Origin of the sequence: Methylomonas sp. LW13, from assembly GCF_016865255.1 — a bacterium.
Taxonomy (GTDB): domain Bacteria; phylum Pseudomonadota; class Gammaproteobacteria; order Methylococcales; family Methylomonadaceae; genus Methylomonas.
In genome coordinates this window covers 3,713,355-3,739,224 of the sequence record NZ_CP033381.1, presented here as the reverse complement: position 1 = coordinate 3,739,224, position 25,870 = coordinate 3,713,355, and the positions used below count along the sequence as shown (strand labels likewise).

Here is a 25,870-nt window from a genome sequence, read left to right as displayed (position 1 = left end):
ATTATTGCTTGCTGGGTAAGCGCACTACATTGAACCAATAGCCTTCGATTTGCCGAACCGCCGCGATAAATTGTTCGACATCCACCGGTTTGGTAATGTAGCTATTGGCGCCTAGTTGATAGGTTGCGACCACGTCGCGCTCAATATCGGAAGTGGTCAGGACAATAGCCGGAATGCTGGAAAAGTCCGGTTCCGACTTGATTTTAGCCAGAAACTCGCGGCCGTTCATGCGCGGCATATTCAGATCCAGTAAGATCAAATCCGGGCGCGGCACGTCGGCATAGTCGGCGCCTTGCCGCCGTAAAAACGCCAGCGCTTCGACACCGTCCCAGACATGATGCAGATTGCAACGCACCCGGTTTTCCTTGAAACTCATTTTCACCAGATGGGCGTCGGCGGGTTCGTCTTCCACCAGCAACACATCGAACAGCGGCGTTGATTTATCCGTCATGCTTATTTCCTTCTATATTGGGTAGCTCGAACACCACTGCCGTACCGTTCTGCGCTGTACTTTCAATCCAAATTTTGCCGCGACAACTGCTGACGATGCGGCGGGCTATCGACAGACCAATGCCGGTGCCGGCCTCGTTGTCGCGATAATGCAGGCGCTCAAAAATTTCGAAGACCCGTTGCCGGTATTCCGCATCTATCCCATCGCCGTTATCGCGCACATAATAACGATTTACGTCCAGATCGGATACGCCGCCAATTTCGATCCGTAAGGGTTGTTCAGAATTGGCTGGCCGGCCGTGTTTGAGTGCATTGTCCAAAAGCAATCTAAATAGCTCGGCCATGCGGGGGAGATCGATATAGGCATGCGGTAGTTCGCCGACGCTGACACTTGCGCCTGCAATCGCTATCGCGTCCGCTAAAGCGTGGATAGCCGCTTGGGCAGCGGTTTTGGCGTCCACATGAGTCATTTTGTCGCGGGCTTGATTGGCGGTCACGTAAAGTTGAATGTCACGTACCAGACCGATTAAACGCAGTGCGTCGTGTTCCAGATAATCCAGGCTACTATTAATGTCTTCGTCGCCCAAGGCCTCCGGATACGCCTTTAATGAGTTGCGTAAGCGTTGAGTAAAACTGCTGAAGCGGCGAGTCGGCTCCATCAAATGATGGGCGGAAATTTCTGCGAAACGGCTCAGGTCGGCGTTGCTGGATTCCAGAGCCATGCTGATTCGTCTACGCTCGGTAATATCGATGCAAGAGCCGATATAACCGACGAATTCGCCGTGGTCGTCGTAACGGGGAATACCGGTGTCGAACAACCAGCGATATTCACCATCGTGGCGTCTCATACGATATTCCATGCTGAAAGGCAGGCGTTTTTCAAAGTGTCCGGTGTAGTAGTTTAGACAATACTCCAGATCATCCGGATGCACTGTTTCTGTCCAGCCATTATCTAGTTCTTGTTCAATACTGCGCCCGGTAAAGTCTAACCAGACTTTGTTGAACCAGTAACAGCGCTTGGCTGAGTCCGAGAGCCAAATCATCACTGGCGCCGAGTCCGCCATGGCCCGGAACCGGCTTTCGCTCTCGCGCAATTCGGCGGTCATGTTTTCTGCCAGGACCATTGCTCGGCTGCGGCTATTCACCAATTGCCAAGTCAACAGACTTAATAGCAGGCTCAGGCTTACGCTGTTGCCGGCGATAATGAATGGCTTGTCTTGATCGACACGCGCTTGGAAATTCGGTTCGGCATGAATCAATAGGGTCCACGGGTGGCAAGCCAACACAATCTGTTGTTTGGAAGTCAATAGTGGTTGAATGTTTGCCGGCGGTGCGGAGCCGTACATGCGGCTTTCTTCGTTTAATGTTTCTCCGTCGAATATTTCCAATCCCAAATCGCTTTCTAGTTCGCCGCCAATTCCGGCCATTAAGTCCTTGGTGCGGAATGGTGCGTAAACCCAACCCAGCAGATCGGCGCGGCGTTGCTCCAGCGTGTCGTGCGGCACGTCCTTTTTATACACTGGCAGGTACATTAAAAAGCCGGCTTGCACGTCTTGTTCGGTTTCCTGCAATAAGATTACTTTGCCGCTGATGCCCAGGCTATTGTTGTCGCGGGCATAGCTCATCGCGCGGTTTCGTGTTGGCTCAGAGAACATGTCGAAACTGAATGCGCGTAGATTGCGACCTAAAAATGGTTCCAGATAAATTATCGATGTGTAAAAATCCCGCTCGCCGACGGGATGGATGTCGTAATCGGCAAAGCCTTGTTTGCGCATCTCGGCAACATGCCGGTCTTTCTCGGTTTTCGGTATCCACAGCGAAAAGCCCACGCCCTGGATGCCTGGAAAGCGTTGGTCGAGGTTCAGTGCGGAGACGTATTCCCTATATTCGCTGCGTTCTACCAATCCTGATGCGGCAAACAAACCCCGGGCGCCATATAACATTTGCTCGTAAGTTTGTAATCGTTGCTCAATACTTTGCACCAATTGCCGGACGCGGAAATCGAAATAGAGCTGGCGTTCGTGTGCCAAGTCTTCAACCGCAATCCGCCAAGCCTGATAGCTGGTGAGCAATGTAATCAGCAGGACTGCCACCGTCAGCCAGTGGCTGTAATACCGCGGTTTTCTCAGGCTTGAGCGTGGCTGGGCGCCGACCGAAGTTTCAGGGTGCTTATTCATGTCGGCTGGCTGTCGGTTGCGGGGGTATAGCCCAAGGGAATTTCAAACGTAAAACAGGAGCCCAGGCCTTCGCCGGCGGAATCCACCCATATTTTGCCGTTGTGATGTTCTATTATGCGCCGGCACAAAGCCAGGCCCATACCGGTGCCTTCGAAGCGCGTGCGGGCTTGCAGGCGGCTAAAGAACTGAAACAGCCTATCAAATTGTCCGGGGTCTATACCGATGCCGTTGTCGCGCACGCTGAGCCGCCAACAGCCGTCAATGACCTCGGAGTTAACATCGATAATGGGAGCTTGGTATTCTTGCTGATAGTGCAGGGCGTTAACCAACAGGTTTTGCAGCAGGCGGCTGAGCTCGTCGCGGCTGGCATACAGGATAGGCCAGTCGCCTTGGCAACGGATGTTGGCTTGGCATTGTGTTGCCAGGGGTTCGACGAATTGCAACACTTCGTCGCGGACCGCGTCGCTGGCAGTCCAGGATTTTTGTTGAGTCTTGCGGCCGACGCGCGAATACTCGAGCAGCGAGACGATCATCGCATCCATCCGTTTGGCGCCTTCCAAGGCAAAATTCAGATTTTGCCGCGCGTCTTCATCCAGTGATTCCCTGAGATTGCGTTCCAAAAATTGCAAATGGCCGGAGACCATGCGCAAAGGCTGGCGCATGTCGTGGGAGACGCTGTAAGCGAACTGTTCCAGATCGACATTGGAACGCAACAAGGCGTCGTGGCTTTGCCTTAATTCTTGTTCTATCTGTTTATGCTTGTCGATATCGACATGTGTACCCAACATCCGTTGCGGTTTGCCTTCCGGCGTGTGCGCCACCACCATGCCCTTGGCGAGTATCCACTTGTAGCGTCCATCCTTGCAGCGCATGCGAAACTCCACCCAATACAATTTATTCCTGCCGTCAAAGTAGTCGGACAGGGTTTGCAGCACCCGGTCGGTATCGTCAGGATGCAGGCTGTCGCGCCAGGCATCGAAGTTATTGGCGAATTCTTCCGGTTGATAACCCACCATCGATTTCCAGCGCGGCGAGAAAAACACCTCGCCGCTGACAATGTCCCAATCCCATACCCCTTCGTCGGCGCCTTCCAGAGCAAATTTCCAGCGATATTCGCTATCCGCCAGCCGAATATTCTGTTCGCGGACTCGGCGCCGTTCCGCCGCCAGATAGCGGTTCACCGAGAATAAACTCAAACTGAGCAACACCACCAGGAATACGCCGGCGCTGAGTGCCAGTATCGGTGTCGGGTAGCGTTGCCAAATATCCGTCAACGTGAATGACGGAACAGCGTCGAACGGCTTGGCGCGCACGTTCCGCAGTAGTTGTTCCACCGAATTGTAATCGGCCGGGATGGTAAAGCCTTCAATCCCCGGAATGAGGTCGGGGCTCATCAGCAGCAAACAGCCGGCGACTTTTTTGGCCAGCGCGCGGTCTACGTTGGGCATGGCTAAAAACGGCCACTCGGGATAAAGCGCAGTCGATAGCAGCTTGAATTCAGTAGAGGGTTGAGCGTTGAGGATTTTGATTTGCCGCAGATCGAGCTTGCCATTTTTGGCCAAATCCTCCAGAACTCCGGTGCGGACAAAGCCTATATCGGCATGTCCGGACAATACCGCTTCCGTTACCGCATCGTGCGGCATACCTGTGATGACCAATTGGGATGCCTTGACTATGTCTATGCCGGCTTGGGCGGCTTCGTAGGCTTGCATTTGAAAGCCGCCCAGGGAGTCTTGACTGGTAGCGGCGATTTTTTTGCCGCGCAGGTCGCCGAGTGCGTTGAGATCCAAACGCTCGGCTTTCGCAAAGATGACGCCGCCGAACTTATCCTGAGAGCCGCCGTCCTCGTGTCTGAGCAATGTGGCCAGCGGTGCTGAAAAGCCGTGTTGATAGCTGATATGGACATAGTGGCCGGGATTGGTCAGCACAAAGTCCAATTGGCTACTGTCCACACCGGCCTCCAGTTCGTCGTAGTTCAAAGCTTCGACGATGAATTCGCGCTCCGGTATAGCCTGGTGCAAGACTTTACTCAGTGCTTGCCATTGTTCCAGGGTTTGCGGCTTGGGCCGATAGGCTAATACACCGATCCGCACTGGTGCGTCGGCCAGCGCTGAAAAGCTGACCAGCACGCAACAGCCCAGTAACAGAAATTTAATCCGGTTAAGCAAAGCGTTTGTAATCATTAATAAATGGCCACGGCTCATTTAGGTAAAACCCAATACTCAGCTGTTCAATGTCCCAAACATTCTCTAATGTTCAGGCGGGTTGCCTTGCGCGCCGGCCAGAAGGCGGCTATCCAGGCCACGATTAACATGATCATCAGCCAGTACAGAACAGCCCACCAGTCGAAGCGGAAATCCAGTTGTATGCCAAGCATAGTTCGTCCGAGTTGTTTCGCTAGCGGTTCGGCGGCCAGATAAGCGAGCGGAATACTCAGTAACCAAGCCATGCCGCCATGCAGCAGGCCTTCCAGTAAAAACATGCGGAACACTTTTTTTGACGGGGCGCCGATGGCGCGCAATACGCCAATTTCGCGAATGCGCTGCAATACGCTAATGGCTAATGTGCCTGATAAACCGATACCGCCGACCGCCGCAATCATGCAGGCCAGGCCCAGCAGGGTGTTGAGCACTGATTTGAACTGGTTGCGGGTAAACTGGCGTTGTTCCAGTTTGGCAAGAGTGGTGTAAACATCCAGTTGTACGTCATGGTCCTGAAACTGTTGTTTCAAACTGTGTAAATAATCGGCCTCTTCATGTAGGTCGGCGACCGGCGCATCCAGCAGTGCAAACGACGCCATTTCCCGGTTTTGAGTGATCTGCCGTAGAGTTTCCAATGGTGCATAGACCGGTTCCACTGCATAGCTATTGCCGGCCAACCAACGATAGATACCTATCACTTGCCATTTCTTGTGATCGGCGCCCAGTGCGACGTCCAGCATGTCGCCGGCTTGGATACCGTTGAGCGCGGCCGTATCCGCACTCAGCGCCAGTACGCGCTGGCCGGCGTCGCTGGCTTGGAGCCAGCGTCCGGATTCAATCAGCGGTTGGTACATCGTCGAGTTGGCCGGCAACGCCAGCATCTGCAGGCCCAGGCTGCCTTTTTGCGGCAACGCTAGGCCGTCCTTGGCAATTTGTATGCTGGATCGTTGCCAGCATTCAATTTGTTCCGTGCCGGCTACCGCTACGGCGATGTCGCGTACTTTTTGCTCGGGTTGGTCGCTGGTAAAACCCAGGCGCACGGTATAACGGCTGCGGGCCATTTCCCGGTCCAGGGTTAAATTCAGCGAGGCGATCAAGCTGGTCAACACTAAAAACATCACGCCGGCGCAGACCAATACGCTTTGCGTCAAGACCAGCCTGGCTTTACGGCGGAACAAATTCCCTAAGGCTGCGGCGGATAAAGTCGGCAGAAAGCGCGCACCGAACTTCTCAATTAGTAGATCGAAACGGTTGTAGCCAAAATCCGCGCCCACGCCGTAACTGGCGATTGCTACGCGCACCGTCAGCGCAGCGCCGCGCAGAATCGGCGGTAAACCCGCCAGCAAGGGCGCCAGCAGGCCGCCGAGTAGCATGTAATTAACGGCTGGCACGGAAATGGCAAATGCGCCGCAATCGATGTTGAATAAAGCCAGCAGTCGGCAGGCACTGAAATAAGCGGTAGCCAGGGCGGGTGGTACGGCGAAAACTATCGCCGTCAACGATAAAAACAGGATTTCCAGCAGATACAGTTTGGCAATCGTGATGGTCTTGGCGCCCAGCGCTTTCATGACGCCGATCTGGTCGGTTTCCTGGGTAATGTGGGCCGATACTGTGTTTAAAATCAATACGCTAGCTAGGGCTAACGAGACCAAGGCCATGATTTGCAGGACGCCGTTGATCCCGGCTAAAAACGGCCGGCCCCAATGTTGTTCCGGGTCTTGTAACAAGGTGACGTTGACGCCGATATGCTGCGCGCTCAGCAGGCTGCGAATTTGCCCGGCAACGCTGCGGGCGGATTCACTGCTGTAAGGTTCGGCGATTTGCACCAGCAACTGCCGGAAACTGTGTGCCGGAATGCCGAATTGGGTGGCTTGCGCGGTGCCGGCAAAAAAATGTATTTGGCCGCCGAATTTGGGCGGTTTAACGAAGGGATGGCGGACGATACCGCCTATAGGCCAGGTCTGCGGGCCTTGGGCGGTTTCGAATTCTATGTCGCCGCTTTGCATGCCGCTAAACTGGGCCGAGAGGTTTTCTATCGCTACTTGATTAACGCCCGGCCAATCGCCGGATTGTAATGCGGTTTTGTCGAAATGTTGCTTGTCGTAGTCTGGCCGGATGATCAGAGTTCCCAATTGCCAGTCGGTCTCGCCAGGTTGGCGGAAATGCACGCTCAGCGGCGTCAGCGTATCGACGCCGGCTACGCCAGGTAGGGCCTTGATTTGCTCCAGCAAACCGATGTCTGCATCCTGTCTCAAAATCAGATTGATGTGTGACGGTTGCGATTGCCGATGCGCGGCATCCATTTTGCCCAGCAGCAAATCGATCATGCCGAACAATGTGCCGACACAGCAGACGCCGACGGCGATGCTGATAATCGCCAAGGCAGTGCGGCTTTTAGTCAGCCATAAGTCGGCCCACACTTTATACCAGAGCGTATTCAAATCAGGTTCACCGGCTTGCTGTCGGCGTGGATCCGTCCGGAGCGGATTTCCAGTTTGCGGCTGGCGGCGTCGGCCAGGGTTTCGTTGTGGGTGACCATTACCAGGGTTTTGCCTTGATCGCGCAGATGCGCAAACAAATCGAACACCGAATCGGCGGTGGCCGCATCCAGATTGCCGGTGGGTTCGTCGGCGACGATCAGCGGGGGATCGTTGGCCAGCGCGCGGGCAATCGCCGCCCGTTGTTGCTGGCCGCCGGAAACCTGGCTGGGCAAGCGCTCCGCGGCATCGGCCAATCCGACCAGTTCCAGCAAATACATGGCCCGGTCGCGGCGCTGTTGCTTGTTTAACGAGCCGAGAAAGTCCATGGGTAGCACGATGTTTTGCAGCAGATTCAAGGTAGGCAATAACTGGAAGAATTGAAACACGATGCCGACATTGGCGCCGCGCCAGATGCTGAGTTTTTCGTTACTGAGTGTTTGCAGCTCGGTGCCGTTGACGCTGACTTGGCCTTGGCTGGGATGGTCGATGCCGGTCAGCAGATTTAATAAGGTGGATTTGCCGTTGCCGGACGGGCCGACGATGGCGACGAATTCGCCGGGATAAATATCCAGGTTGATGTCATGCAAGACAGTTTGCAGCGTGCCGGCTTGCGGATAGTCCTTATAAACCTGTTTCAGTTCGATGATCTTTTTCATAACAGCCGGCAAATTGCGGTATGTTACACGAGGCGCGGGGATCCTGGCATACCCGTCATCTCACGCACACTGCGCCGGAGGGCGATCAATGACATCGGTACGGATTTTGTGGCTAATGCTTTGCATGGTTTGGATAGCGGCGGAAATTGCTTTGGCCCGCCGTACTGCGCTGCAAGCCGGGCCGGTCGTGAATACGGAGCGGCGTTCGCAGCGCATTTTGTGGATCAGTATTTTGGCAAGTCTGGCGCTGGCATTGTGGTTTAAAAATCTGGCGTGGGCGCCTATAAGGATTGATTATCTGCCTAGGCAAATGTTGGCCATGCTGTTGTTTGCTTCGGGGCTTTATTTGCGTTACGTGGCGGTGATGAAATTGGGCCGATTTTTCACAACTAACGTGCTGATACAGCAAGAACACAGATTAATCAAAGAAGGGCCTTACCGTTGGCTACGGCATCCGGCCTACACCGGCTTGTTGATAGCCTTGTTTGCCGCCGGAGTGGCGATGGGCGATGTTCTGGCGTTGGCGATGTTGCTAGGGCCGACGGTTTGGGCGTTTATTCGCAGAATCGAGATTGAAGAGCGGATGTTGCTGGCGGAGTTCGGTGCGGTTTATGCCGATTTTTGCCGGTCTACCTGGCGGCTGTTGCCTTGGATATATTGAAAGCGTATTGGGGCGGTTTTAACCGCCCCAATAGCGGATAGACCTAGCCGGTCAATTCATCCAAATATTTTTCCACATCCAAAGCCGCCATACAGCCGGCGCCGGCTGAGGTGATAGCTTGTTTGTAATGTGAGTCCATCACGTCGCCAGCCGCGAATACGCCGGGCACACTGGTGGCCGTGGCATTGCCGTGGATGCCGCTTTTAACGACGATATAGCCGTGCTCCATCTCCAGCTGGCCGGCAAAAATGTCGGTGTTGGGGGTGTGGCCGATGGCGATAAACACGCCGTGCACGTCCAAATCTTTGGTGCTACCGTCCTGCGTGCTCTTGATACGCAAACCGGTAACGCCCATGTCGTCGCCCAGTACTTCGTCCAACTCGTGATTCCATTCGATACGCACGTTGCCGGATTTTGATTTCTCGATCAGCTTGTCCGACAAGATTTTTTCTGAGCGGAATTTATCGCGCCGGTGCACCACGATCACCTCGGAGGCGATGTTGGACAAATACAGGGCTTCCTCCACAGCAGTATTACCGCCGCCGATCACTGCGACCGGTTTGTTGCGGTAAAAGAAACCGTCGCAAGTGGCGCAGGCGGAAACGCCTTTACCCTTGAACGCTTCCTCGGACGGCAGACCCAGATATTTCGCGGAAGCGCCGGTGGCAATGATCAACGCATCGCAGGTATACACGCCGGCGTCGCCGGTTAGCGTAAACGGTTTTTGCGACAGATCGGCGGTATGGATATGGTCGAAAATGATTTCGGTATTGAAGCGCTCGGCGTGCAGGCGCATCCGTTCCATCAAATCCGGGCCTTGCAAGCCTTCCACGTCGCCAGGCCAGTTGTCCACTTCAGTGGTGGTGGTCAATTGGCCGCCTTGTTGCATGCCGGTAATCATCACCGGATTCAAGTTAGCGCGCGCGGCGTAAACGGCTGCGGTGTAACCGGCCGGGCCGGAACCTAGGATTAAGAGTTTGCAATGTTTTGCGGCAGCCATTATGTCGAGTCTCCATGCGGGTTAGGGTAGCAAAATTATAAGGGCATTCCCCCCGCGATAAAACCGATTTACCAACTGGTTTTTAATGGCGTGGCCGGTAAAGCTAATGTGAAATCGATTTACATCATCTATAATCATGTTTTGTGACGCTTTTATTGTGAGCCGACAACTATGGTTGCTGTTGTGGAAGAAAGAGCCTCGCGAGGCTATCGCGAAATCGCATTACTGGGATTTTCGAGTTGTGCGTTGTTTTTTTTAATTGCCCTGGTCACTTTTAATTCCAACGATCCGGGTTGGAGTCATAGCACATCGTATCAATCCATCAGTAACGCCTGCGGTTTGTTTGGTGCCTGGCTGGCGGATTTTGTACTGAGTTTTCTGGGCTTGATGGCCTACCTGATTCCGGTGATGATTTTCTGGTATGGCTACATCCTGTTTCAAGGTTCCCGCCAGACCGGTGGGCAGTGGGCGCTGGCGTCGCGCTCGGCAGGTTTCCTGGCTACTACAGTGTCCGGCTCGGCGATTCTGTTTTTGCACCTGCATTTTCTGCGTACCAAGATGGATTTGCCGGAGAGCCCGGGGGGTATTCTGGGGCGGGAAATTGGCGACGCCTTGGTGCATCTGTTAGGCAATTCCGGTTCTACCCTGTTGTTACTGGCCATTTTCATGACCGGCGTGACCTTGTTTACCGGCTTGTCCTGGCTGACGATGATGGCGTTTATCGGCAAATGCGCGATGACGGCCTGTTCGGTTGTGGGCCGGCAGGCAGTTGAGGTGCCCGAGCGTTATCGCGCGGATAGACCCGCGCGACTCGAACCTGTAAAAGAAACCAAAAAACCGCGTAATCAGCAATCCGAAGTTAAAACCGAAGAGCGCGCGAAAAAGTCGCAAATTCAAGTGCTAGAAGCCGCGCAACCTTCTGCCGCTGTCGCGGTTAGACCCTTGCGTAGAAAAGACAGCAAACCCGTGGACGATATGGAGCCCGGCGCCTACATCAACGCCTTGCCAACCTTGTCTTTGCTGGACAAGCGTGAAATCAAGGTGAAGCGCTATTCCAAAACCGAGCTGGAAGAAATTTCCCGCCAAGTCGAGGATGTATTGCAGGATTACGGTATCGCCGCCGAAGTGGAAGCGGTATTGCCTGGACCGGTGATTACCCGGTTCGAATTACGCTTGGCGGCCGGTGTGAAAGTCAGCCGCATCAGCAGCCTGGCCAAAGACTTGGCGCGCGGTTTGTCAGTAACCAGCGTGCGTATCGTCGAGATTATCGAAGGTAAATCGGTGATTGGTTTGGAGATTCCGAATCAAGAGCGGGAAATGGTTTCGCTACGCGACTTACTGGTATCGGATGAGTTTGAGCGGGCTAAATCCAAGCTCAGCATCGCGATGGGTAAGGACATTTCAGGCACGCCAGTGGTGGCCGATCTGGGCAAAATGCCGCATGCGCTGGTGGCCGGCACCACGGGTTCCGGTAAATCGGTAGCGATCAACACCATGATTCTGAGTTTGCTGTACAAAGCCAAGCCGGAAGATGTGCGAATGATCATGATAGACCCGAAGATGCTGGAATTGTCGGTGTACGAAGGCATCCCGCATTTGCTGACGCCGGTCGTTACCGACATGAAGGACGCGCAAAACGCCTTGCGTTGGGCGGTGGCGGAAATGGAGCGTCGTTACAAATTGATGTCCAAATTGGGTGTGCGAAATCTGGCCGGTTATAACCAGGCGGTCAGGGAAGCGGAAGCGGCCGGTCAGCCGATTCGCGACCCGCTATTCCGGCCGGAAACGCCGGTGGCATTGGAAGACTATCCTTTGCTGGACACACTACCCAGCATCGTCATCGTCATCGACGAGTTGGCCGACATGATGATGGTGGTCGGTAAAAAGGTCGAGGAACTGATCGCCCGTTTGGCGCAAAAGGCACGAGCCGCTGGTATTCATTTGGTGTTGGCAACCCAGCGTCCATCAGTGGATGTGTTGACCGGTTTGATCAAAGCCAATGTGCCGACCCGAATTTCTTTCCAGGTATCGTCGCGCATCGATTCCCGGACCATTATTGACCAAGGCGGTGCGGAAGCCTTGCTGGGTAACGGCGACATGCTGTTCCTGCCGTCCGGCACTAGTATCCCGTTGCGCGCCCATGGTGCGTTTGTGGATGACCACGAGGTACATCGGGTGGTGGAGTTCCTGAAAAAAACCGGTCCGACCAATTATTTGGACGAAATCACTCAAGAGCGCACCGATAGCGGCGAAGTGGCCGGTTTGGACAGCGAAGACAGCGAATCCGATGCGCTTTACGATGAAGCGGTGGCGTTCGTTACCGAATCGCGCAAAGCGTCTATCTCCAGCGTGCAGCGCCGTTTCAAAATCGGTTACAACCGCGCGGCGCGCATCATCGAAGACATGGAAAACGCCGGCGTGGTCAGCATGCCGGAAACCAACGGCTCCCGTGAGGTATTGGCACCCCCGCCGCGCTGATTGCAATGAGTATTATCATTATAGGCTTGCTGGTCGTCGCTGCCGTTTCCGGCATCGGCGGCTGGTTAGTCAGCTCTAAACAAAGCCAGGAAACGCCGGTTAAGATCATGATGTTTTTGGGTTATTTCTGGCTGTTGGCTTTCGCGCAATTATTGCTGGTCGCCTTAAGCTACTTCGGCTGGAAACATTTCTCGGCTTGATTTTTCTGACATGAACCTAATTCCCGAGTTAATCGGTTATCTGGCGGCGACTTTGACCACCGCTTCTTTTCTGCCTCAAGCAATTAAGACCTTCAAAACCCGCGACACCGAATCCTTGTCACTAGGCATGTACAGCATGTTTACCTTGGGGGTGTTGCTGTGGTTGATTTATGGTATCTATTTGGTGAATATAGCTATCATAGTAGCCAACGCTATTACCTTTTTGCTGGCAGCGGCTATCTTGGGCTTTAAAATCCATAATCTGCTGCGTAAATGAATATGCCGGGTCAACCACAATGTCTTCCAGTGCTTCCAGCCATATCGAAATAAGAGCCGATAGTTTCGCCGCCAATGACAGCAGTGCTTTCATTGAGAAAATTCGCCCGAATACCGGCATTTCCGAGCCTGTCTACAAGCAACTGCAAAGACGCATCACCGATATGATCCAGTCCGGCGAGCTCGGAGATGGTTTTAGTCTGCCATCCGAGCGAGCTTTGGCGGAAGCGCTGGATCTTAGTCGCACCACGGTGCGGCGTTGTTATGAAGAATTGCGGGCTCAGGATTGTATTGCTACTCATGGTCGCGCCGGCGTCACGGTTAAGGCGCCACCTTCGCGGATTAATCCGGAGATGGGTAAACTGAAAGGTTTTACCGAGGAAATGCGCGAGTTGGGAGTTATCCCGTCTACGCAAATTCTCGAGCACAAGATTGTCGTCGATAGAACTATCGCGTCTATTTTTAATCGTCCGGCGTCTACGCGATTTCTACGTTTGGTAAGGGTGCGCTTGGGAGACGGTATGCCGCTATCGCGCGAAGTGGCTTGGTACGATCTAACGGTAGCGCCGGCTTTGGCTGATTGGAACGGCGAAGGCTCCGCTTATCAATACCTTGAGCTCCAATGTGGCTTGGGCTTGGTGCACGCTGAACAATCCATCGAAGCGGTACTCAGCGATGACGCGGAAGCGGCCGTATTCGGGTTTGACCAGCCGGGTCCCTGCTTGTTGTTGAAGCGCAAGACCTACGCCGACAACGGGCAGATTGTGGAGTATGTCGAAGGCACGTTTCGCGGCGACGCCTATACCTACCGGGTCAATCTGAAGATCCGGCCGAACTAGACTAATTTTGGTATTGGATTGGTTTTTATAAAATGATTAATCTCGGCTGGTGTCGGCAAGCACCCCAATACGCCATGATGCTTGGCAACCCAGGCACCGCTGGCACTAGCTAGTCTCAAAGCCTCGGTTAAACTCAGGTTATTCAGCAAGGCAGTTGCCAGACCGGCGCTGAATGCGTCGCCGGCGCCGGTGGCGTCCAGTGCGGCTATTGGCCAAGCCGGTTGGTGAAGAACCACGTCTTTCGTTAACGCCACGCATCCCGCCTCACCCAGTGTGACCACCAGTAGTTCCCCGGACCAGGCAATTTGTTGCGCCCACTTGGATAAGTTACTCAGCCACTGCGCCAGGCTGATCACATTGTTGCTTAGGCCGAATAATGCAGCGGCTTCGGTTTCGTTTACCACCAAAATATCGGTCAGCTTTAACAAGCCGGGATCAGGTTGCCGCCAGGGCGAGGGGTTCAGCATAGTGCGGATACCACGCTGACCAGCGATCTGGAAGGCCCTGCGGATCGGCGCTTCCGGGATTTCGAATTGGGCGTAAATCAGATTGAGATGGGGCAGGGAGGCCAGGGCTTGTTCGACGTGTTCCTCTTTCAGCAGCGTGTTGGCGCCCGGATAGACTGCCAGGAAGTTCTCGCCGGTCGGGCTGATAAAGCCCACGCCAAAACCGGATTGCGGGCCTGTTTTCAGCAGCCAGCGGCTGTTCATGCCCGCGTTCTTGATGAGCTCAATTACTTCATCCGCCGCCGAGTCCATTCCCAGCGGCAATAGCATTGCCACCTCAGCGCCAAGCCTATGCGCGGCTATGCCAACATTCAAGCCTTTGCCGCCGTGTTCCTCGATCATGCCGGTTGCTTGCAAGGATTCGCCCGAACAAGGCAAGCGCTCAACGTTCAGGCAATGAGCATGGACATAGCTGGCTAATACTAGGATGGACACGACATCTCCGTTTTAGAAAAAAGTCTGTGAAATAGTACCGAAATAAAACCAATAATTTACGATTGACGCAAAAAAATCTAAATGGTATCTATATGGTTACTTAATTAAATACCAAAAAGATGGAGTATTAGCTATGACCCAGCAAGTTCTGAATATCAATAACACCCAAATCGTCAGCGGTACGGAAAACATGACACCAGGCGAGGGCGGCGCGCATACCCGATTGCTCTGGGCCAGTGTGCCGCCTTTTTCGGCCAGACCTGATGTAACCGTTAGTATCTACTCCGCCGAAGGTATGCCAAACGCCGGTACTACGTTTGTTCCTTGGTCTATCGAGTACGTTCCGGGTGGTGCGGCTGGTGGCCGAGACCTGATAGCCATTTCGGCAGCGAATACCGAAACAGGTTTGGAAACCGATGTCGATGTAGTTTGCAGTTATCTGGCCATTGGTCCAAGTGAGTAGCCCTTTATTTATGCTACCGTTTCAGTTCGTTTAGAAATTCGAACTGACCGGTGAAGCCAAGCTTCGTATTTCCAAAGGAAATATTATGAAAGTCAAAACTGCATTACTAACCCTGTCCATCCTCGATCTGGTGGTCTTCAATACAAATGCCGTCGCGAGTGCGAACGCAACTGCCGAGGTTAGCGTTGACTGGGGGAGTTTCCGAGTGACGTCTGGAACCAATGTGAATGCCGGCATCGCTTGGTACGACAAATCTTCGGGCGTGGGCACGCGCCTGGACACGCCGTATGGCACCGGTACCTATTCGTCCGATTGGGTGACGCCGCTAACCAGCCTGCAAACTGGTAGCGGTATTCGCTCGCTTACCTCGCGAGCTGATGTTGATCCCAACGTCCTATATAGCTATTCCCAGGATCTCGATCCAGCGTTTGGCGATGCTGTCGTTACTGAGTCGTCCCGCACCGGTAGCTTTACTGGTTCCGGCAGCGGGGTGACGACCTTCTCGGTCGATTACAGCATGAATATCAGTTTGATACCCGGTAGCGAACCGAGTGATGTGGCATCGGCGTCCGTAGTGCTGGTGGTCAATGATTTCGGCGACCCTAACCAATCGCTGCTAGCCCGAAAAGATCTGTTTCTTAACGCCAATTTTGTCGGCAGTTTGCCGGACAGCGCTGGAGGTACCTTATCGGTCACTTTGCCAACCACGAGCACCGGGCGCATATTTTTTAGGGTTACCACTCATGCTTACGCAAACGTTTCAGGGATTTCTCAAGTGCCGTTGCCAGCCTCGGCTTGGCTATTCGGATCGGTATTATTGGCGCTAATCGGAGCGATGCGTCTGCAATGGGCCGCTGCTGCCGGTATCTGAAACGTTTCTGACTTCCAAAGTAGCGTTTAAGCGCACCGGCACACGTTTTGAGTCTGGCCGGTAGTTGTGACATCCACCATTTTTAACAACGTTAATCAATTAGAGGACATTTATGAATCGCTTCTCGTCTTTGCTGGCGCTTTGTGCAGTGTTGGCTTATGCACCAACAGCAGCTGCGTACACCACATCCTTGACCGTGATCGCTAGTGCGAACGCCGCTTATGGCAGTCAGTCCTACGATGCGGATTCCAAGGTGTTAAACAACATCAATAGCCCTTCATCGTCTGCGGTCGATGCGTTGTATCAAGTACCCAATGCGGGTGGGCCGGGTAGTTACGTTGAGACGTACCGCTCCGCCGCCGGCGGTTTTGTCACTCCCGGCGTAATGAAAGCCAGTGCCAGTGCCAGTGCGACAGCCTATGCCGCGAATGTCGCCAGCGCCAGCAGCAAAGTGTCATTTGCCGATAACTTCAAGTTGGTGGGCCCCAGCGGTCGAAATATCGATCTGACTTTGACTTATTTGGTGTCGGGAGCACTGTCCGGCACCGCGGCCGCCAGCGGTGCTGTGCAACTAAGTACGGGTGACAGTATTTCTTTCACGGAAAATGGTTATACACCGCGCAGCTTCAGTTGTTCATGGCTGGCGTCGTGTACCGGCGTGGCGACATTTTCGGTGCCGGTCAATACCTTGATTTCACTGGATGCTTTTCTGGAAGTCGGAGCGGGTGCCAGTAGCTATTTCAAACCCACCGTAACCGAGTCATCCGCCAATTTCGGGAACACCGGTTTGGTATATCTCGGTATTGCCGATAGCCGCTATCAGTTGCTGAGCGGCAGCGGTTTTAGCTATGCGCCCGTACCGTTACCTGCCGCGTTTTGGACTTTTGTTGCCGGATTGTATATGTTGGGCTATTCCGTACGGCGCAAGTAGTGCCTGGGCTAGATCGACACGCCATTGCCTTTAAGCAGGCGCGGCAAAAGTATTCTTCACTGCGGCTTTTGCCCTTCGCCTGACCGGTTGCGGTGCCGCATCCCTGCTTCTGTCTCGTAGCAGCTACTAAGTTGTTACAATGCCCGGCCAACTTGAACGAGCGGCTGCTAAATCGGCCAGAGAAGCATAATTAATGAAAACCAGAGATAGAAGGCACGGTGTCGTACTGGTACACACCGGCGAAGGTAAGGGTAAGTCCTCAAGTGCGTTTGGCATGGTATTCCGCGCCGCCGGTTGGGGCATGAAGGTCTGCGTGATTCAATTCATCAAAGGCCAGTGGCAAACCGGCGAGCAACGGGCGGCGACTCGATTCGAAGAAATCGAGTGGCATGCCTTGGGCGATGGTTTTACCTGGGATACCAAGAATCCGGAACAAGATATTAAAACCAGCCGGGAAATTTGGGAGTTTGCTAAACAAAAAATTCTCTCCGAAGAGTTTGATTTGGTGATCCTCGACGAAATCAATTACTGCTGCGGCTATGGTTGGATCAGCGGCCAGGAAATCGCCGATTTCATCAAAAACGATAAACCCACCTGGCTACACTTGGTGATGACCGGCCGCAATGCGGCACCGGAAGTCATCGAAGCAGCCGACACGGTTACCGAAATGACCCGAATCAAACACGCTTTTGCCGCCGGCATCAAAGCCGAGCAGGGCGTGGAATTTTAAGCTGAAAAAAAACCGGGCTTCTGGCAGAATTGCCGGTTTTTAATCCAGGCACCAATACCACTATGCAACAAGCAAAAAAACTTATCGAACAGTACTATCAAGCATTCAACAGCGGCGACATGGATACCTTTCTGAGCTTGTTGACCGACGATGTGGTACATGACATCAACCAGGGCGACCGCGAGCAAGGCAAGGCTGCTTTCGCTGAGTTCATGAAAAAAATGAATCACCACTACAAAGAACAGTTGGTGGATATGGTGATCATGGCTAACGAGGACGGCACCCGCGGCGCAGCGGAGTTTGTGGTATTGGGCGAATATCTGAATACCGACGAGGGCCTACCGGAAGCCAATGGTCAAACCTATCGCTTGCCGGCCGGCGCGTTTTTCGATATTCGCGACGGTAAAGTCGCGCGCATCACCAACTACTATAATTTAGGCGATTGGATTGCGCAGGTGGATCCGCAGTAAGGCTTTTGTCAGGCGCATTGCCGATACCGGTCGATTGGCATAGAATCCGAAGGGTAACAATTCGGATTCGCCGAAAAAATAACTACAAAACAGAGGAGAGCAACAATGGGTGAAACACAGAAATTGATGATCGCTGTGGTGGGGGTGTTTGTAGCCGGTTTTATCTTGGTGGGTGTCAGCAAGGATCAATCCAACGAGGAAAAAGAGGCCGCTGCGCAAATCCGCACGTTGGTAGCCATGCAGGAAATGGCTAACCAAAAATGTCCGAAGTTGATCGAAAACAAAACCGGTACCCAAGTGTATTTCCCGTCCAAAACCGATACCGATAAAACGACCTATGTCACGATGGAATGGGTAGGCGAGAAAGACTCTAACTTCAAAACCGCATCCTGTACCCTGCATTTGGCATTGGGAGGCGTGTCGAAGCTGGTTATCGATGATAAGGTTTTGATTGACAAGAAATTTTAATCAAAGGCGGCGTTTTGCGCGATAGCTGGAAACGTCGCCTTGTCTCCCATTGATCGGTTAGCGGTGAAAGATTTCGTTAGCCGATTTGTCAGTGCTTTTATGAATATCGACGCCGGGTGTGGTCGTCGTCTTCTTCGCAAATTAACCATCCAAACAGAACCGGCAATACCGTCTGCCGTTTGCCAGGCACGTTGGCTGGTAAAACAGCTAACGCATCGTAGTAGCGGATGCCAGGTTTACCGGGAATCGCAAAGTCAGGCGGCGTAATCGATCAAAAGCGCCCAGGCCGGGTTTTATGTTTTCGGGATTTTTCAGACAAAATACACAAAAATAATAATTAACTAGAGGTGAAAAGATGGCGGATACGACCATCCTGAAAGGTGTTTTAAAAACCTGGAAAGACGATAGAGGTTTTGGCTTTATTCAGCCGGATAACGGCGACAAAGATATTTTTGTACATATTTCCTCTTTAAAAGGCATGGCCCGCCGTCCGGTGCGCGGCGATGTGTTGTTTTATGAAGTCGCCCGTGATACGGGCGGTAAATTGAAAGCAGTGAATGCGCGCATCGAAGGCGTGCCTTACGAGCAAAAATCCGGTAAGCCTAAACTGTGGGTATGGTTGCTGGCGGCGGCACTTGCTCTGATAAGCGGGGCAGTAGCGGCTTATTTCTTCTAGCGCGCCGAAAAGTTGTCATTAGTAGCAGATATTATTGACCGAGATTTTTCAACCAAACGAGTAAAACATGGACTGGCTACACTATTTGACCGACATTCTGCTGCACATCGATAAACATTTGGCCAATATCATCAGCGACTACGGTACGCTGACCTATGCCATTTTGTTTTTAGTGATTTTTGTCGAGACCGGTTTCGTAGTGATGCCGTTTTTGCCCGGTGACTCCCTGTTGTTTGCCGCCGGTGCCTTCGTGGCAATGGATGCTTTCAATTTGCCGATATTGCTCGGCGTCTTGGGAGCTGCGGCGGTGCTGGGCGATACCGTCAACTATTGGATAGGCCGCAGCATTGGTCAACGCGCCTATTCGCTCAGTTGGGTAAACCGCGAACATCTTGACCGCGCCCAGGCGTTCTACGATACCTACGGCGGCAAAACTATCGTACTGGCGCGCTTTGTGCCTATCGTGCGCACCTTTGCGCCGTTCGTGGCCGGGATAGGGAAAATGCCTTACAGCACTTTCATTTTGTATAACATTATCGGCGGAGTGGCATGGGTGTTAATTTGCGTGTTTGCCGGCTATTTCTTCGGCAATATTCCGCTGGTGAAGAAAAACTTTGAGTTAGTGGTGTTAGGCATCGTGCTGATTTCGATCTTGCCGATAGTGCTGGAAGTTTGGAAAGCCCGTAAACAATCCAAGCAATAAGGTCGCATGATGGTAGAGATGAACGATTCGCAAAAATGGTTTGTACTGGCCTTTATACTGGCTTTCGGCGGCCTATTGTATGTGTTGGCGCCGGTGCTGATGCCTTTTGCGTTTGCGGCCATTCTCGCTTACCTCGGCGATCCAGTTGTGGATAGGCTGGAAACTTTGCAATTCCGTGGTTGGCGTTTAAATCGGACGCTGGCAGTCATGGTGGTGTTTTCCGGTATCATTTTTTCAATAGCGGCGCTGCTGATCGTCATCATTCCTGCCCTGGAATATCAAATCAGCGAATTCATCGACAAACTGCCGTCTTATTTAAACTGGATAAACAAATCGGTCGTGCCGGTTTTGCAAAAATATCTGGGACGCACGATTAGACCGTTGCGCGAAGATCAATTGATTAATCTGATCAAGAGTCATTGGCAAGACGGCGACGGCGTTGCCGAGAACCTGATTCAATCGGTCTCCCATTCCGGTGCGGTGATCGTTGGTTGGGTGATGAATCTGGTGTTGATTCCGGTGATTACCTTCTATTTACTGCGCGATTGGGACGACTTAGTGGCGCGGATCCACGATTTGTTTCCACGCCGCGTTGCCGGTACTGTCGCCAAACTGGCCGGCGAGGCCGACGTGGTGTTGGGTGCTTTCATGCGCGGCCAGTTTTATGTGATGCTGGCGCTTGGCGTGATTTACAGCGTCGGCTTGTGGTTGGTGGATCTGGAACTGGCCCTGGTGATCGGTATGCTGGCTGGTTTGGTCAGTTTCGTACCGTATATGGGGGCCATCACCGGTATCGTCTTTGCCTGCATCGCGGCCTTGCTACAATTTCAGGATGCGATGCATTTATTGCCGGTGTTGATCGTTTTTGCGGTGGGTCAGAGTATGGAAGGCATGCTGTTGACGCCGTGGTTGGTCGGAAACAAAATCGGTTTACATCCCGTAGCAGTGATGTTTGCTGTACTGGCGGGTGGTCAGCTGTTCGGGTTTTTAGGCGTCTTGTTGGCCTTGCCGGTGGCGTCGGTGATTATGGTGCTGTTGCGGCATATCCATGAGCGTTATACCTTTAGCGGTTTTTACAGCAAAGGTTAGTGTTCACTATGCGCAATGCGTCGTTATTTACGGCATTATTGCTAGTTTCGACATTGGTGTTTGCGACCGATAGCCGCAGAGAGCAGGACTTTGCTGCGGCTATTCAGCAACAATTGTCCATGGGGCAGGCGATTTGGTTGAAATCCGCCGACAAAACTTTTCTGGCGCTCTTCACGGAAGCCGAAAAGACCGACAACAGCCAAGTGGCAATCGTACTGCACGATATGGGCGAACATCCCGATGCCAAGCCCTTGATCCATCGCTTGCGAACCACGTTGCCGATGCATAATTGGGCTACGCTTGCCTTACAAATGCCTATCAGGGAAAGCAGCGCCCAGGCTGAAGAGTATTACCCTCTGTTTGAGGAGGCGCGTGGACGCATTGATGCGGCTGTGGAACATCTGCTGAAAAACGGTGCGAAACATATCGCGATTGTCGGCTACGGCATGGGCGCTTTGATGGCCGCATCCCGCCTTGCCGATAAACCCAATGACGTGGCGGCGCTGGTATCGATTAGTTTGCCGGTGCCGCAAACGACTGCAACACAGGCGCAAAGTCTGGATTTGATTAAAAAAGTGCAATTGCCTTTTTTGGATGTCTATGCCGAGTTTGATTTACCGGCAGTGCTCGATAGCGCCCGGCAACGGCGTATGGCCGGTAAAGATAATCCGGTGTATCGGCAAATAAGAATGGATGGCGAGGATCACGGCTATCAACAAGATTACGAATTGCTTGTAAAGCGCGTATACAGTTGGCTGACCACGACGGTCAGCCAAGATTAATAATTATTACAAAGGGTGCAACACATGCTTTTAACCGACGAATTGGTCGCGGAAATTAAATTTTTATCCTTGTTCAATCTGGAGTCCGTACAAGAAGGTGTCAAGGTGCATGGCAATGCCGATCCGGTGTTGATTGCTGCGGCGCAACGGCTATTCGACAAAGGTTTGGTCACACAACATGACGGCGGGTATTTGACCGACCTGGGTATAGAAGTGGCGGAACACGCCCAACGGATGCTGACGATATTGCAGTCTAACTAACGACGATTCAAAGGCCTAGGCCCAGCTCGAACAACCATTTCAAAGAGACGTAAAAAATCAGGACTATGAGCAGGCTATAGCCGAGAAATCGGATGGGCTTGTTCAGATTGTGGCGGAAAAAGCCTTGGTATTCGCCTTGCGCCTTCAATTGCCGGTACAGTGCGCGTTGGTTTAGGGCGCGTTCTTGTTGGTATTCGTTGAATAATTGTCTGGCTTTATCGACGTCATCGCGTTGATAAAGCCAGATAGCCGGCATGGAAATGCCCCAGTTGCCTGCTGACGTTTCGTAAAATTCAATATCGTTGTCGGCCAGTAACTGCCGAACATCGTCCGCTTCGTCCGTGGGTACGCCTCTTAGCGAGAAAAATAAAATCGTCATAGCCAGCCGCATGGTGTAAGAAGCGCAAATTATAAATCAATAAGCGTGCATCGAGCGCCGGGCAAACTCTTCAGAATGAATCATCCCAGCCCATTTCCACTGCCCGCTCAGACCTCTATTGTTTTGCTGGAGGATGCTGGAGCAAACCCAAGTGCAGATAGTTTGCAAGGCGTGCTGCGCGCGCAGGATTTTCGCTGTGCGGTGGCGTCGAGTGCGGAAGAGGTGATGGAGCTGCTGACAAATGCGCCGGTGGATTTACTGATTATTGCCTGTCGAGATTGGCCTTGGCGGCAGGTTGCCGATATGCGCGATGCGGCCGACTCCTACCTGCCTATCATATTGATTGCCGATGATTTAACCGACACGCTGCTGGACCATTGCGCCGCTGTTGAGATCGACGCTGTCATTTGTCGACCGGTCAATCAGCATTTATTGCTGTTAAAAATACGGTCGTCGTTAAAACTGCGCATGTTGTATCAGCACGAGCACGCGCAAAAAACGCTGCTGCTCGATTATTGGCAGACTTCCGACCTGGAACATGAAGTCGCGGCCAAACTGTTCAATGACGTGTTAAAAGCCGACTTTCTGGAAACTGAAGCCGTGGAAGTGGTGATGTCGCCGATGGCCTTGTTTAACGGCGATTTGGTGTTGATTGCCAAAACCCCGGAAAATCATTTGCATGTGCTGTTGGGCGATTTTACCGGCCACGGTTTGTCGGCATCGATAGCCGCTACGCCGCTGGCGGACATTTTCTATGGCATGACGCGGAAAGGTTTCGATATTAACGAAATCGTTACCGAAATTAACGCCAAACTGTATCGGGTGTTGCCGGCCAACCGCTTTTTGGCGGCGACGGTGGTGGCGCTGTATCCCGAGTCGTCGTCGATGAAAAGCATTACCTGCGGGCTACCCGAGCATTTTTTAGTCAATCATGCCGACAACAGTTTTTTGGCGATACGCTCTTTGAATATTCCGCTGGGTATTCAGCCTTCGATTGACATCGAAGAGCAACTGCATCGGGTAAGCGAGAGTCAGTGTTTATATCTGCTCACGGATGGTATTTTTGAGGCGGAAAATGCTGAAGGTGAGCTTTTCGGCGGGGAACGCATTCTTAATGCTATCCGGCAAAGTAAATCCGACGCCATCAAAAATTTGCAGGCCAGCCTTGAAGCACACACCGGCGGTGCGATTCAGAAAGATGACAATACCCTGGTTATTTTGAGCTGTGCGGTCGATAGCGTGCCCTGGGGGCGGCGAGAAATCCGGCTTCCCCGGCAGCGGGTCGCCGCGACGACCTGGAAGCAGGTACTGGAATTTGACATCGATAGTTTGCGCCTGATCAATCCGGTGCCGGTCATGGTCAACACCGTCATGGAAATCCAGGGTTTACAGAATTATCGCCAGGATATTTTCATGATAGTCAGTGAATTGTTCACGAATGCGCTGGACCATGGCGTGCTGGGCTTGGATTCGGCTCTGAAGAGCAGTCCGGAGGGCTTTATGCGCTTTTATGCGATGAAGGACGAACGCTTGCAACAGCTCCAGCGCGGCAAAATCCGCTTATCGTTTATCCATCATGCGACCGAGTACGGTGGCCGCTTGATCGTTAAAGTCGTCGATAGCGGCAACGGCTTCGATTGGCGACGGCGCATCGGTTTGCGGAAGAGTGATGAGGCTTACTGCGGCCGCGGCATTATCATGCTGGAGACTTTATGCAGCAGCCTGAGCTACCACGGTTGCGGCAATCGCGTAACCGCGGTTTTCGATTGGCGGCATTAACGGGCTTAGTGTTGGCAATTGCGGCAATAGTAGCTGGCGCGTTGGCCGATTTTGAGTTGCTGAATTGGTTCCTCGCAGCGCAGGCAGGCTTGTCCGCCACGACCGTACACATTTAACGATTGTTTGAAATAACCGGGTTTGCCCTCGGCATTGCTAAAGTCGCGCAACGTGGTGCCGCCTTTATCGATGGCTTGTTGCAATACGGTTTTGATCGCCGCCACCAACGCTTCGCACGCCGGCGTATCCAGTTCTCCGGCGCAGCGCATCGGCTGTACGCCTGCTAAGAACAAGGCTTCGCTGGCATAAATATTCCCCACGCCCACCACGACATGGCTGTCCATAATCAATGATTTGATCGGCACCGCGCGGTTTACCGCCCGCTGCCGCAAATAGTTAGCGTCGAATGCCGCGGAGAGCGGTTCAGGCCCCAGCGTGGCCAGCAAGGGATGCAACATCGGATCTTCGGCAGTCCACAAGGCCGCGCCGAAGCGCCGCTGATCGTTAAAGCGCAGTACCGTATCGTCGGCAAAAATGAAGTCGATGTGGTCGTGCTTGCGCAGCGTTTGCTCGGGTGTGGTGATGCGCAGATTCCCCGACATGCCCAGATGCAGGATCAGCGTGCCGCGCCCCGTACCGAGTAATAAATATTTGCCGCGCCGTTCGACAGCGTCCAGACGCTGGCCCGGCAAATCGATGGTCAGGGACTCGGGAACCGGCCAACGCAACTGCGGGTGACGCACAATCACGGCTTTAAAGGTTTTGCCGGTAATATGCGGGGCGATGCCGCGCCGACTGGTTTCAACCTCGGGTAATTCCGGCATGATTGCTCAGATTTGGGTGAGTAGAAACTTGGCTTCGTCCTGGATTTTTTTGCGGAAGAACAATAACTTCCAACGGCTGCCGCCGCATTGCCGCCACAATAAAGTGGCGCGAATGCCTGCCAACAGCAAAGCGCGAATTTTGTTTACAGTACTTTGATTACCCAGATATTGCTGGTCGCCTTGTACCATGATTCGTGGCTGCAGGGTACTGATCGTGCTGTGATACACGTCGGCCAGATTGGCCAGCACATTTTCATGCAGTATGCCGAAATGTTCGGCTTGAGCCTGGGCCTTACTGACACCAGCCTGTATGGTGTTTTGCATATCCGGCTGCTTGATCAGTTGTTTTTGCAAATAGACGATCTGCGCGGCGTAACGGGCTTGCTCCGGGCTGGCCAGCACCCGGCTGCCGAGTTGCGTCGTAAGCTGTTGTAAGCCGTGTTCGACACCGATCAAGCCGCCGTAGACATCGACCACGCTGTCTGCGTCGATTTTCAGCAGACTGGCGATGCTGGCTTCCAGCGCCGCGTTTGGGCAAGTGCCGGTGCCGGCAAGCTGATGCACCAAGGAGCAGGCCTGGGCGATGCCGGCCAGCGCGATGGTTTGGTTACTGAGCGTGTTCAGGGACATATTACTTACAAGCTGTAGTCAAACAATCGGCTTTAACCGGGTGGCCGTCTTTGATCCATGACTGGATACCATTGGATAAATGATAGACATTTTTCATGCCCAGTTGCTCGGTGAGGATTTGGCCGATCTTGCCGCTACGATTCCCGGAACGACAGACCAAAATAACGGGTTGGTCCGGCGACGATTTCAGTTTTTCCAGGTTGGCTAACCATTTCTCTTGGTCGAAGTGGCCGTTGCTGTCAAACGATTCCAGTTTCTGGCTGTTGGCGATGACGCCGGTGGCTTGCCATTCCGGCGCGGTACGTACATCCACGACCAGCGCATTGTGGTTTTGCTGCATGCTTAGCAGTTGTTCCGCCGTGACCACGCCTAGTTCGGTGGCGTAAAGATGGGCCGCGAACAGACAGCCTAGCCAGAATAAAGTCAGTCTCAATTTCATGATGATGTCGGTAGGGTAG

The 25,870-nt window shown here is 53.1% G+C and carries 28 protein-coding genes; 17 read left to right on the top strand and 11 right to left on the bottom strand.

What is annotated here, in order from left to right:
* Position 1 precedes the first annotated feature (1 nt).
* Genes JL719_RS16820 through JL719_RS16800 form a run of 5 tightly spaced genes read right to left on the bottom strand, consistent with a single transcriptional unit; the run spans position 2 to position 7,964 of the window.
* Positions 2–451 carry a response regulator gene (locus JL719_RS16820; protein ID WP_033155432.1) on the bottom strand — a complete coding sequence of 150 codons (450 nt, stop codon included), beginning with the start codon at positions 449–451 and terminating at the stop codon, positions 2–4.
* Positions 441–2,627 carry a CHASE domain-containing sensor histidine kinase gene (locus tag JL719_RS16815; protein WP_033155431.1) on the bottom strand — a complete coding sequence of 729 codons (2,187 nt, stop codon included), beginning with the start codon at positions 2,625–2,627 and terminating at the stop codon, positions 441–443. The genes JL719_RS16820 and JL719_RS16815 overlap by 11 nt, the downstream gene beginning before the upstream one ends.
* Positions 2,624–4,810 (bottom strand): PhnD/SsuA/transferrin family substrate-binding protein, encoded by a 2,187-nt coding sequence (locus JL719_RS16810; protein WP_033155430.1) that lies wholly within the window; start codon positions 4,808–4,810, stop codon positions 2,624–2,626. The genes JL719_RS16815 and JL719_RS16810 overlap by 4 nt, the downstream gene beginning before the upstream one ends.
* Positions 4,811–4,857: 47 nt before the next feature.
* Complete coding sequence (locus tag JL719_RS16805; RefSeq protein ID WP_033155429.1) at positions 4,858–7,269, bottom strand: ABC transporter permease; 2,412 nt, start codon at positions 7,267–7,269, stop codon at positions 4,858–4,860.
* The gene (locus tag JL719_RS16800) at positions 7,266–7,964 is read right to left on the bottom strand and encodes an ABC transporter ATP-binding protein (protein ID WP_033155428.1); all 699 of its coding nucleotides are present in this window, start codon (positions 7,962–7,964) and stop codon (positions 7,266–7,268) included. The genes JL719_RS16805 and JL719_RS16800 overlap by 4 nt, the downstream gene beginning before the upstream one ends.
* A gap of 88 nt (positions 7,965–8,052) precedes the next feature.
* Here JL719_RS16800 and JL719_RS16795 point away from each other — a divergent pair, with 88 nt between their 5' ends.
* Positions 8,053–8,625: a methyltransferase family protein gene (locus JL719_RS16795; RefSeq protein ID WP_033155427.1), complete on the top strand. Its 573-nt coding sequence runs from the start codon at positions 8,053–8,055 to the stop codon at positions 8,623–8,625.
* Positions 8,626–8,668: 43 nt separating this feature from the next.
* Here the strand turns inward: JL719_RS16795 and trxB are convergent, their stop codons facing one another.
* The gene (trxB, locus tag JL719_RS16790) at positions 8,669–9,625 is read right to left on the bottom strand and encodes a thioredoxin-disulfide reductase (RefSeq protein ID WP_033155426.1); all 957 of its coding nucleotides are present in this window, start codon (positions 9,623–9,625) and stop codon (positions 8,669–8,671) included.
* A gap of 171 nt (positions 9,626–9,796) precedes the next feature.
* Between trxB and JL719_RS16785 the strand changes: the two genes are divergently transcribed.
* From JL719_RS16785 to JL719_RS16770, 4 genes are read left to right on the top strand one after another with little or no spacing between them, the layout of a single operon-like run.
* Positions 9,797–12,103: a DNA translocase FtsK gene (locus JL719_RS16785; protein WP_033155425.1), complete on the top strand. Its 2,307-nt coding sequence runs from the start codon at positions 9,797–9,799 to the stop codon at positions 12,101–12,103.
* Positions 12,104–12,108: 5 nt separating this feature from the next.
* Positions 12,109–12,303, top strand: coding sequence for a hypothetical protein (locus tag JL719_RS16780; protein WP_033155424.1), 195 nt, complete (start codon positions 12,109–12,111; stop codon positions 12,301–12,303).
* Between the two features lie 10 nt (positions 12,304–12,313).
* On the top strand, positions 12,314–12,580 hold the full coding sequence (locus JL719_RS16775) for an SWEET family sugar transporter (protein WP_033155423.1): 267 nt from the start codon (positions 12,314–12,316) through the stop codon (positions 12,578–12,580).
* Between the two features lie 19 nt (positions 12,581–12,599).
* On the top strand, positions 12,600–13,418 hold the full coding sequence (locus tag JL719_RS16770; RefSeq protein ID WP_033155422.1) for a GntR family transcriptional regulator: 819 nt from the start codon (positions 12,600–12,602) through the stop codon (positions 13,416–13,418).
* On the opposite strand, the gene JL719_RS16765 is transcribed toward JL719_RS16770, so the two are convergent.
* Positions 13,415–14,359 (bottom strand): ribokinase, encoded by a 945-nt coding sequence (locus JL719_RS16765; protein WP_033155421.1) that lies wholly within the window; start codon positions 14,357–14,359, stop codon positions 13,415–13,417. The genes JL719_RS16770 and JL719_RS16765 overlap by 4 nt on opposite strands.
* Before the next feature lie 133 nt (positions 14,360–14,492).
* On the opposite strand from JL719_RS16765, the gene JL719_RS16760 reads away from it, so the two are divergent.
* From JL719_RS16760 to JL719_RS16710, 11 genes are all read left to right on the top strand, one after another.
* Positions 14,493–14,822, top strand: coding sequence for a hypothetical protein (locus tag JL719_RS16760; protein WP_033155420.1), 330 nt, complete (start codon positions 14,493–14,495; stop codon positions 14,820–14,822).
* Positions 14,823–14,907: 85 nt separating this feature from the next.
* The gene (locus JL719_RS16755) at positions 14,908–15,693 is read left to right on the top strand and encodes a hypothetical protein (RefSeq protein ID WP_033155419.1); all 786 of its coding nucleotides are present in this window, start codon (positions 14,908–14,910) and stop codon (positions 15,691–15,693) included.
* A 112-nt stretch (positions 15,694–15,805) separates the two neighbouring features.
* Positions 15,806–16,624: a hypothetical protein gene (locus JL719_RS16750; protein WP_033155418.1), complete on the top strand. Its 819-nt coding sequence runs from the start codon at positions 15,806–15,808 to the stop codon at positions 16,622–16,624.
* Positions 16,625–16,817: 193 nt separating this feature from the next.
* The gene (cobO, locus tag JL719_RS16745) at positions 16,818–17,354 is read left to right on the top strand and encodes a cob(I)yrinic acid a,c-diamide adenosyltransferase (protein WP_033155417.1); all 537 of its coding nucleotides are present in this window, start codon (positions 16,818–16,820) and stop codon (positions 17,352–17,354) included.
* A gap of 62 nt (positions 17,355–17,416) precedes the next feature.
* The gene (locus JL719_RS16740) at positions 17,417–17,824 is read left to right on the top strand and encodes a ketosteroid isomerase-related protein (protein ID WP_033155416.1); all 408 of its coding nucleotides are present in this window, start codon (positions 17,417–17,419) and stop codon (positions 17,822–17,824) included.
* A gap of 105 nt (positions 17,825–17,929) precedes the next feature.
* The gene (locus JL719_RS16735) at positions 17,930–18,292 is read left to right on the top strand and encodes a hypothetical protein (RefSeq protein WP_033155415.1); all 363 of its coding nucleotides are present in this window, start codon (positions 17,930–17,932) and stop codon (positions 18,290–18,292) included.
* Positions 18,293–18,647: 355 nt separating this feature from the next.
* Positions 18,648–18,968 (top strand): cold shock domain-containing protein, encoded by a 321-nt coding sequence (locus tag JL719_RS16730; protein WP_051669653.1) that lies wholly within the window; start codon positions 18,648–18,650, stop codon positions 18,966–18,968.
* 67 nt (positions 18,969–19,035) lie between these two features.
* Positions 19,036–19,671, top strand: coding sequence for a DedA family protein (locus JL719_RS16725; protein WP_033155414.1), 636 nt, complete (start codon positions 19,036–19,038; stop codon positions 19,669–19,671).
* Between the two features lie 18 nt (positions 19,672–19,689).
* Complete coding sequence (locus tag JL719_RS16720) at positions 19,690–20,760, top strand: AI-2E family transporter (RefSeq protein WP_033155782.1); 1,071 nt, start codon at positions 19,690–19,692, stop codon at positions 20,758–20,760.
* 8 nt (positions 20,761–20,768) lie between these two features.
* Positions 20,769–21,542, top strand: coding sequence for a DUF3530 family protein (locus JL719_RS16715; protein ID WP_033155413.1), 774 nt, complete (start codon positions 20,769–20,771; stop codon positions 21,540–21,542).
* 24 nt (positions 21,543–21,566) lie between these two features.
* Positions 21,567–21,803: a TIGR02647 family protein gene (locus tag JL719_RS16710; protein ID WP_033155412.1), complete on the top strand. Its 237-nt coding sequence runs from the start codon at positions 21,567–21,569 to the stop codon at positions 21,801–21,803.
* A gap of 7 nt (positions 21,804–21,810) precedes the next feature.
* On the opposite strand, the gene JL719_RS16705 is transcribed toward JL719_RS16710, so the two are convergent.
* Complete coding sequence (locus JL719_RS16705; RefSeq protein ID WP_033155411.1) at positions 21,811–22,182, bottom strand: DUF6164 family protein; 372 nt, start codon at positions 22,180–22,182, stop codon at positions 21,811–21,813.
* 75 nt (positions 22,183–22,257) lie between these two features.
* On the opposite strand from JL719_RS16705, the gene JL719_RS16700 reads away from it, so the two are divergent.
* On the top strand, positions 22,258–23,961 hold the full coding sequence (locus JL719_RS16700) for an ATP-binding SpoIIE family protein phosphatase (RefSeq protein ID WP_033155410.1): 1,704 nt from the start codon (positions 22,258–22,260) through the stop codon (positions 23,959–23,961).
* A 5-nt stretch (positions 23,962–23,966) separates the two neighbouring features.
* On the opposite strand, the gene mutM is transcribed toward JL719_RS16700, so the two are convergent.
* The 3 genes from mutM to JL719_RS16685 are packed head-to-tail and all read right to left on the bottom strand — an operon-like array spanning position 23,967 to position 25,851.
* Entirely contained in the window at positions 23,967–24,782 is an 816-nt protein-coding gene (mutM, locus tag JL719_RS16695) for a bifunctional DNA-formamidopyrimidine glycosylase/DNA-(apurinic or apyrimidinic site) lyase (protein ID WP_033155409.1), read from the bottom strand.
* A 6-nt stretch (positions 24,783–24,788) separates the two neighbouring features.
* Positions 24,789–25,412, bottom strand: a complete 624-nt coding sequence (gene hflD, locus JL719_RS16690; RefSeq protein WP_020485443.1) for a high frequency lysogenization protein HflD — start codon at positions 25,410–25,412, stop codon at positions 24,789–24,791.
* A 1-nt stretch (position 25,413) separates the two neighbouring features.
* A complete protein-coding gene (locus JL719_RS16685; RefSeq protein ID WP_033155408.1) occupies positions 25,414–25,851 on the bottom strand; it encodes a rhodanese-like domain-containing protein in 438 nt (145 codons plus the stop codon).
* Between the last annotated feature and the right edge of the window lie 19 nt (positions 25,852–25,870).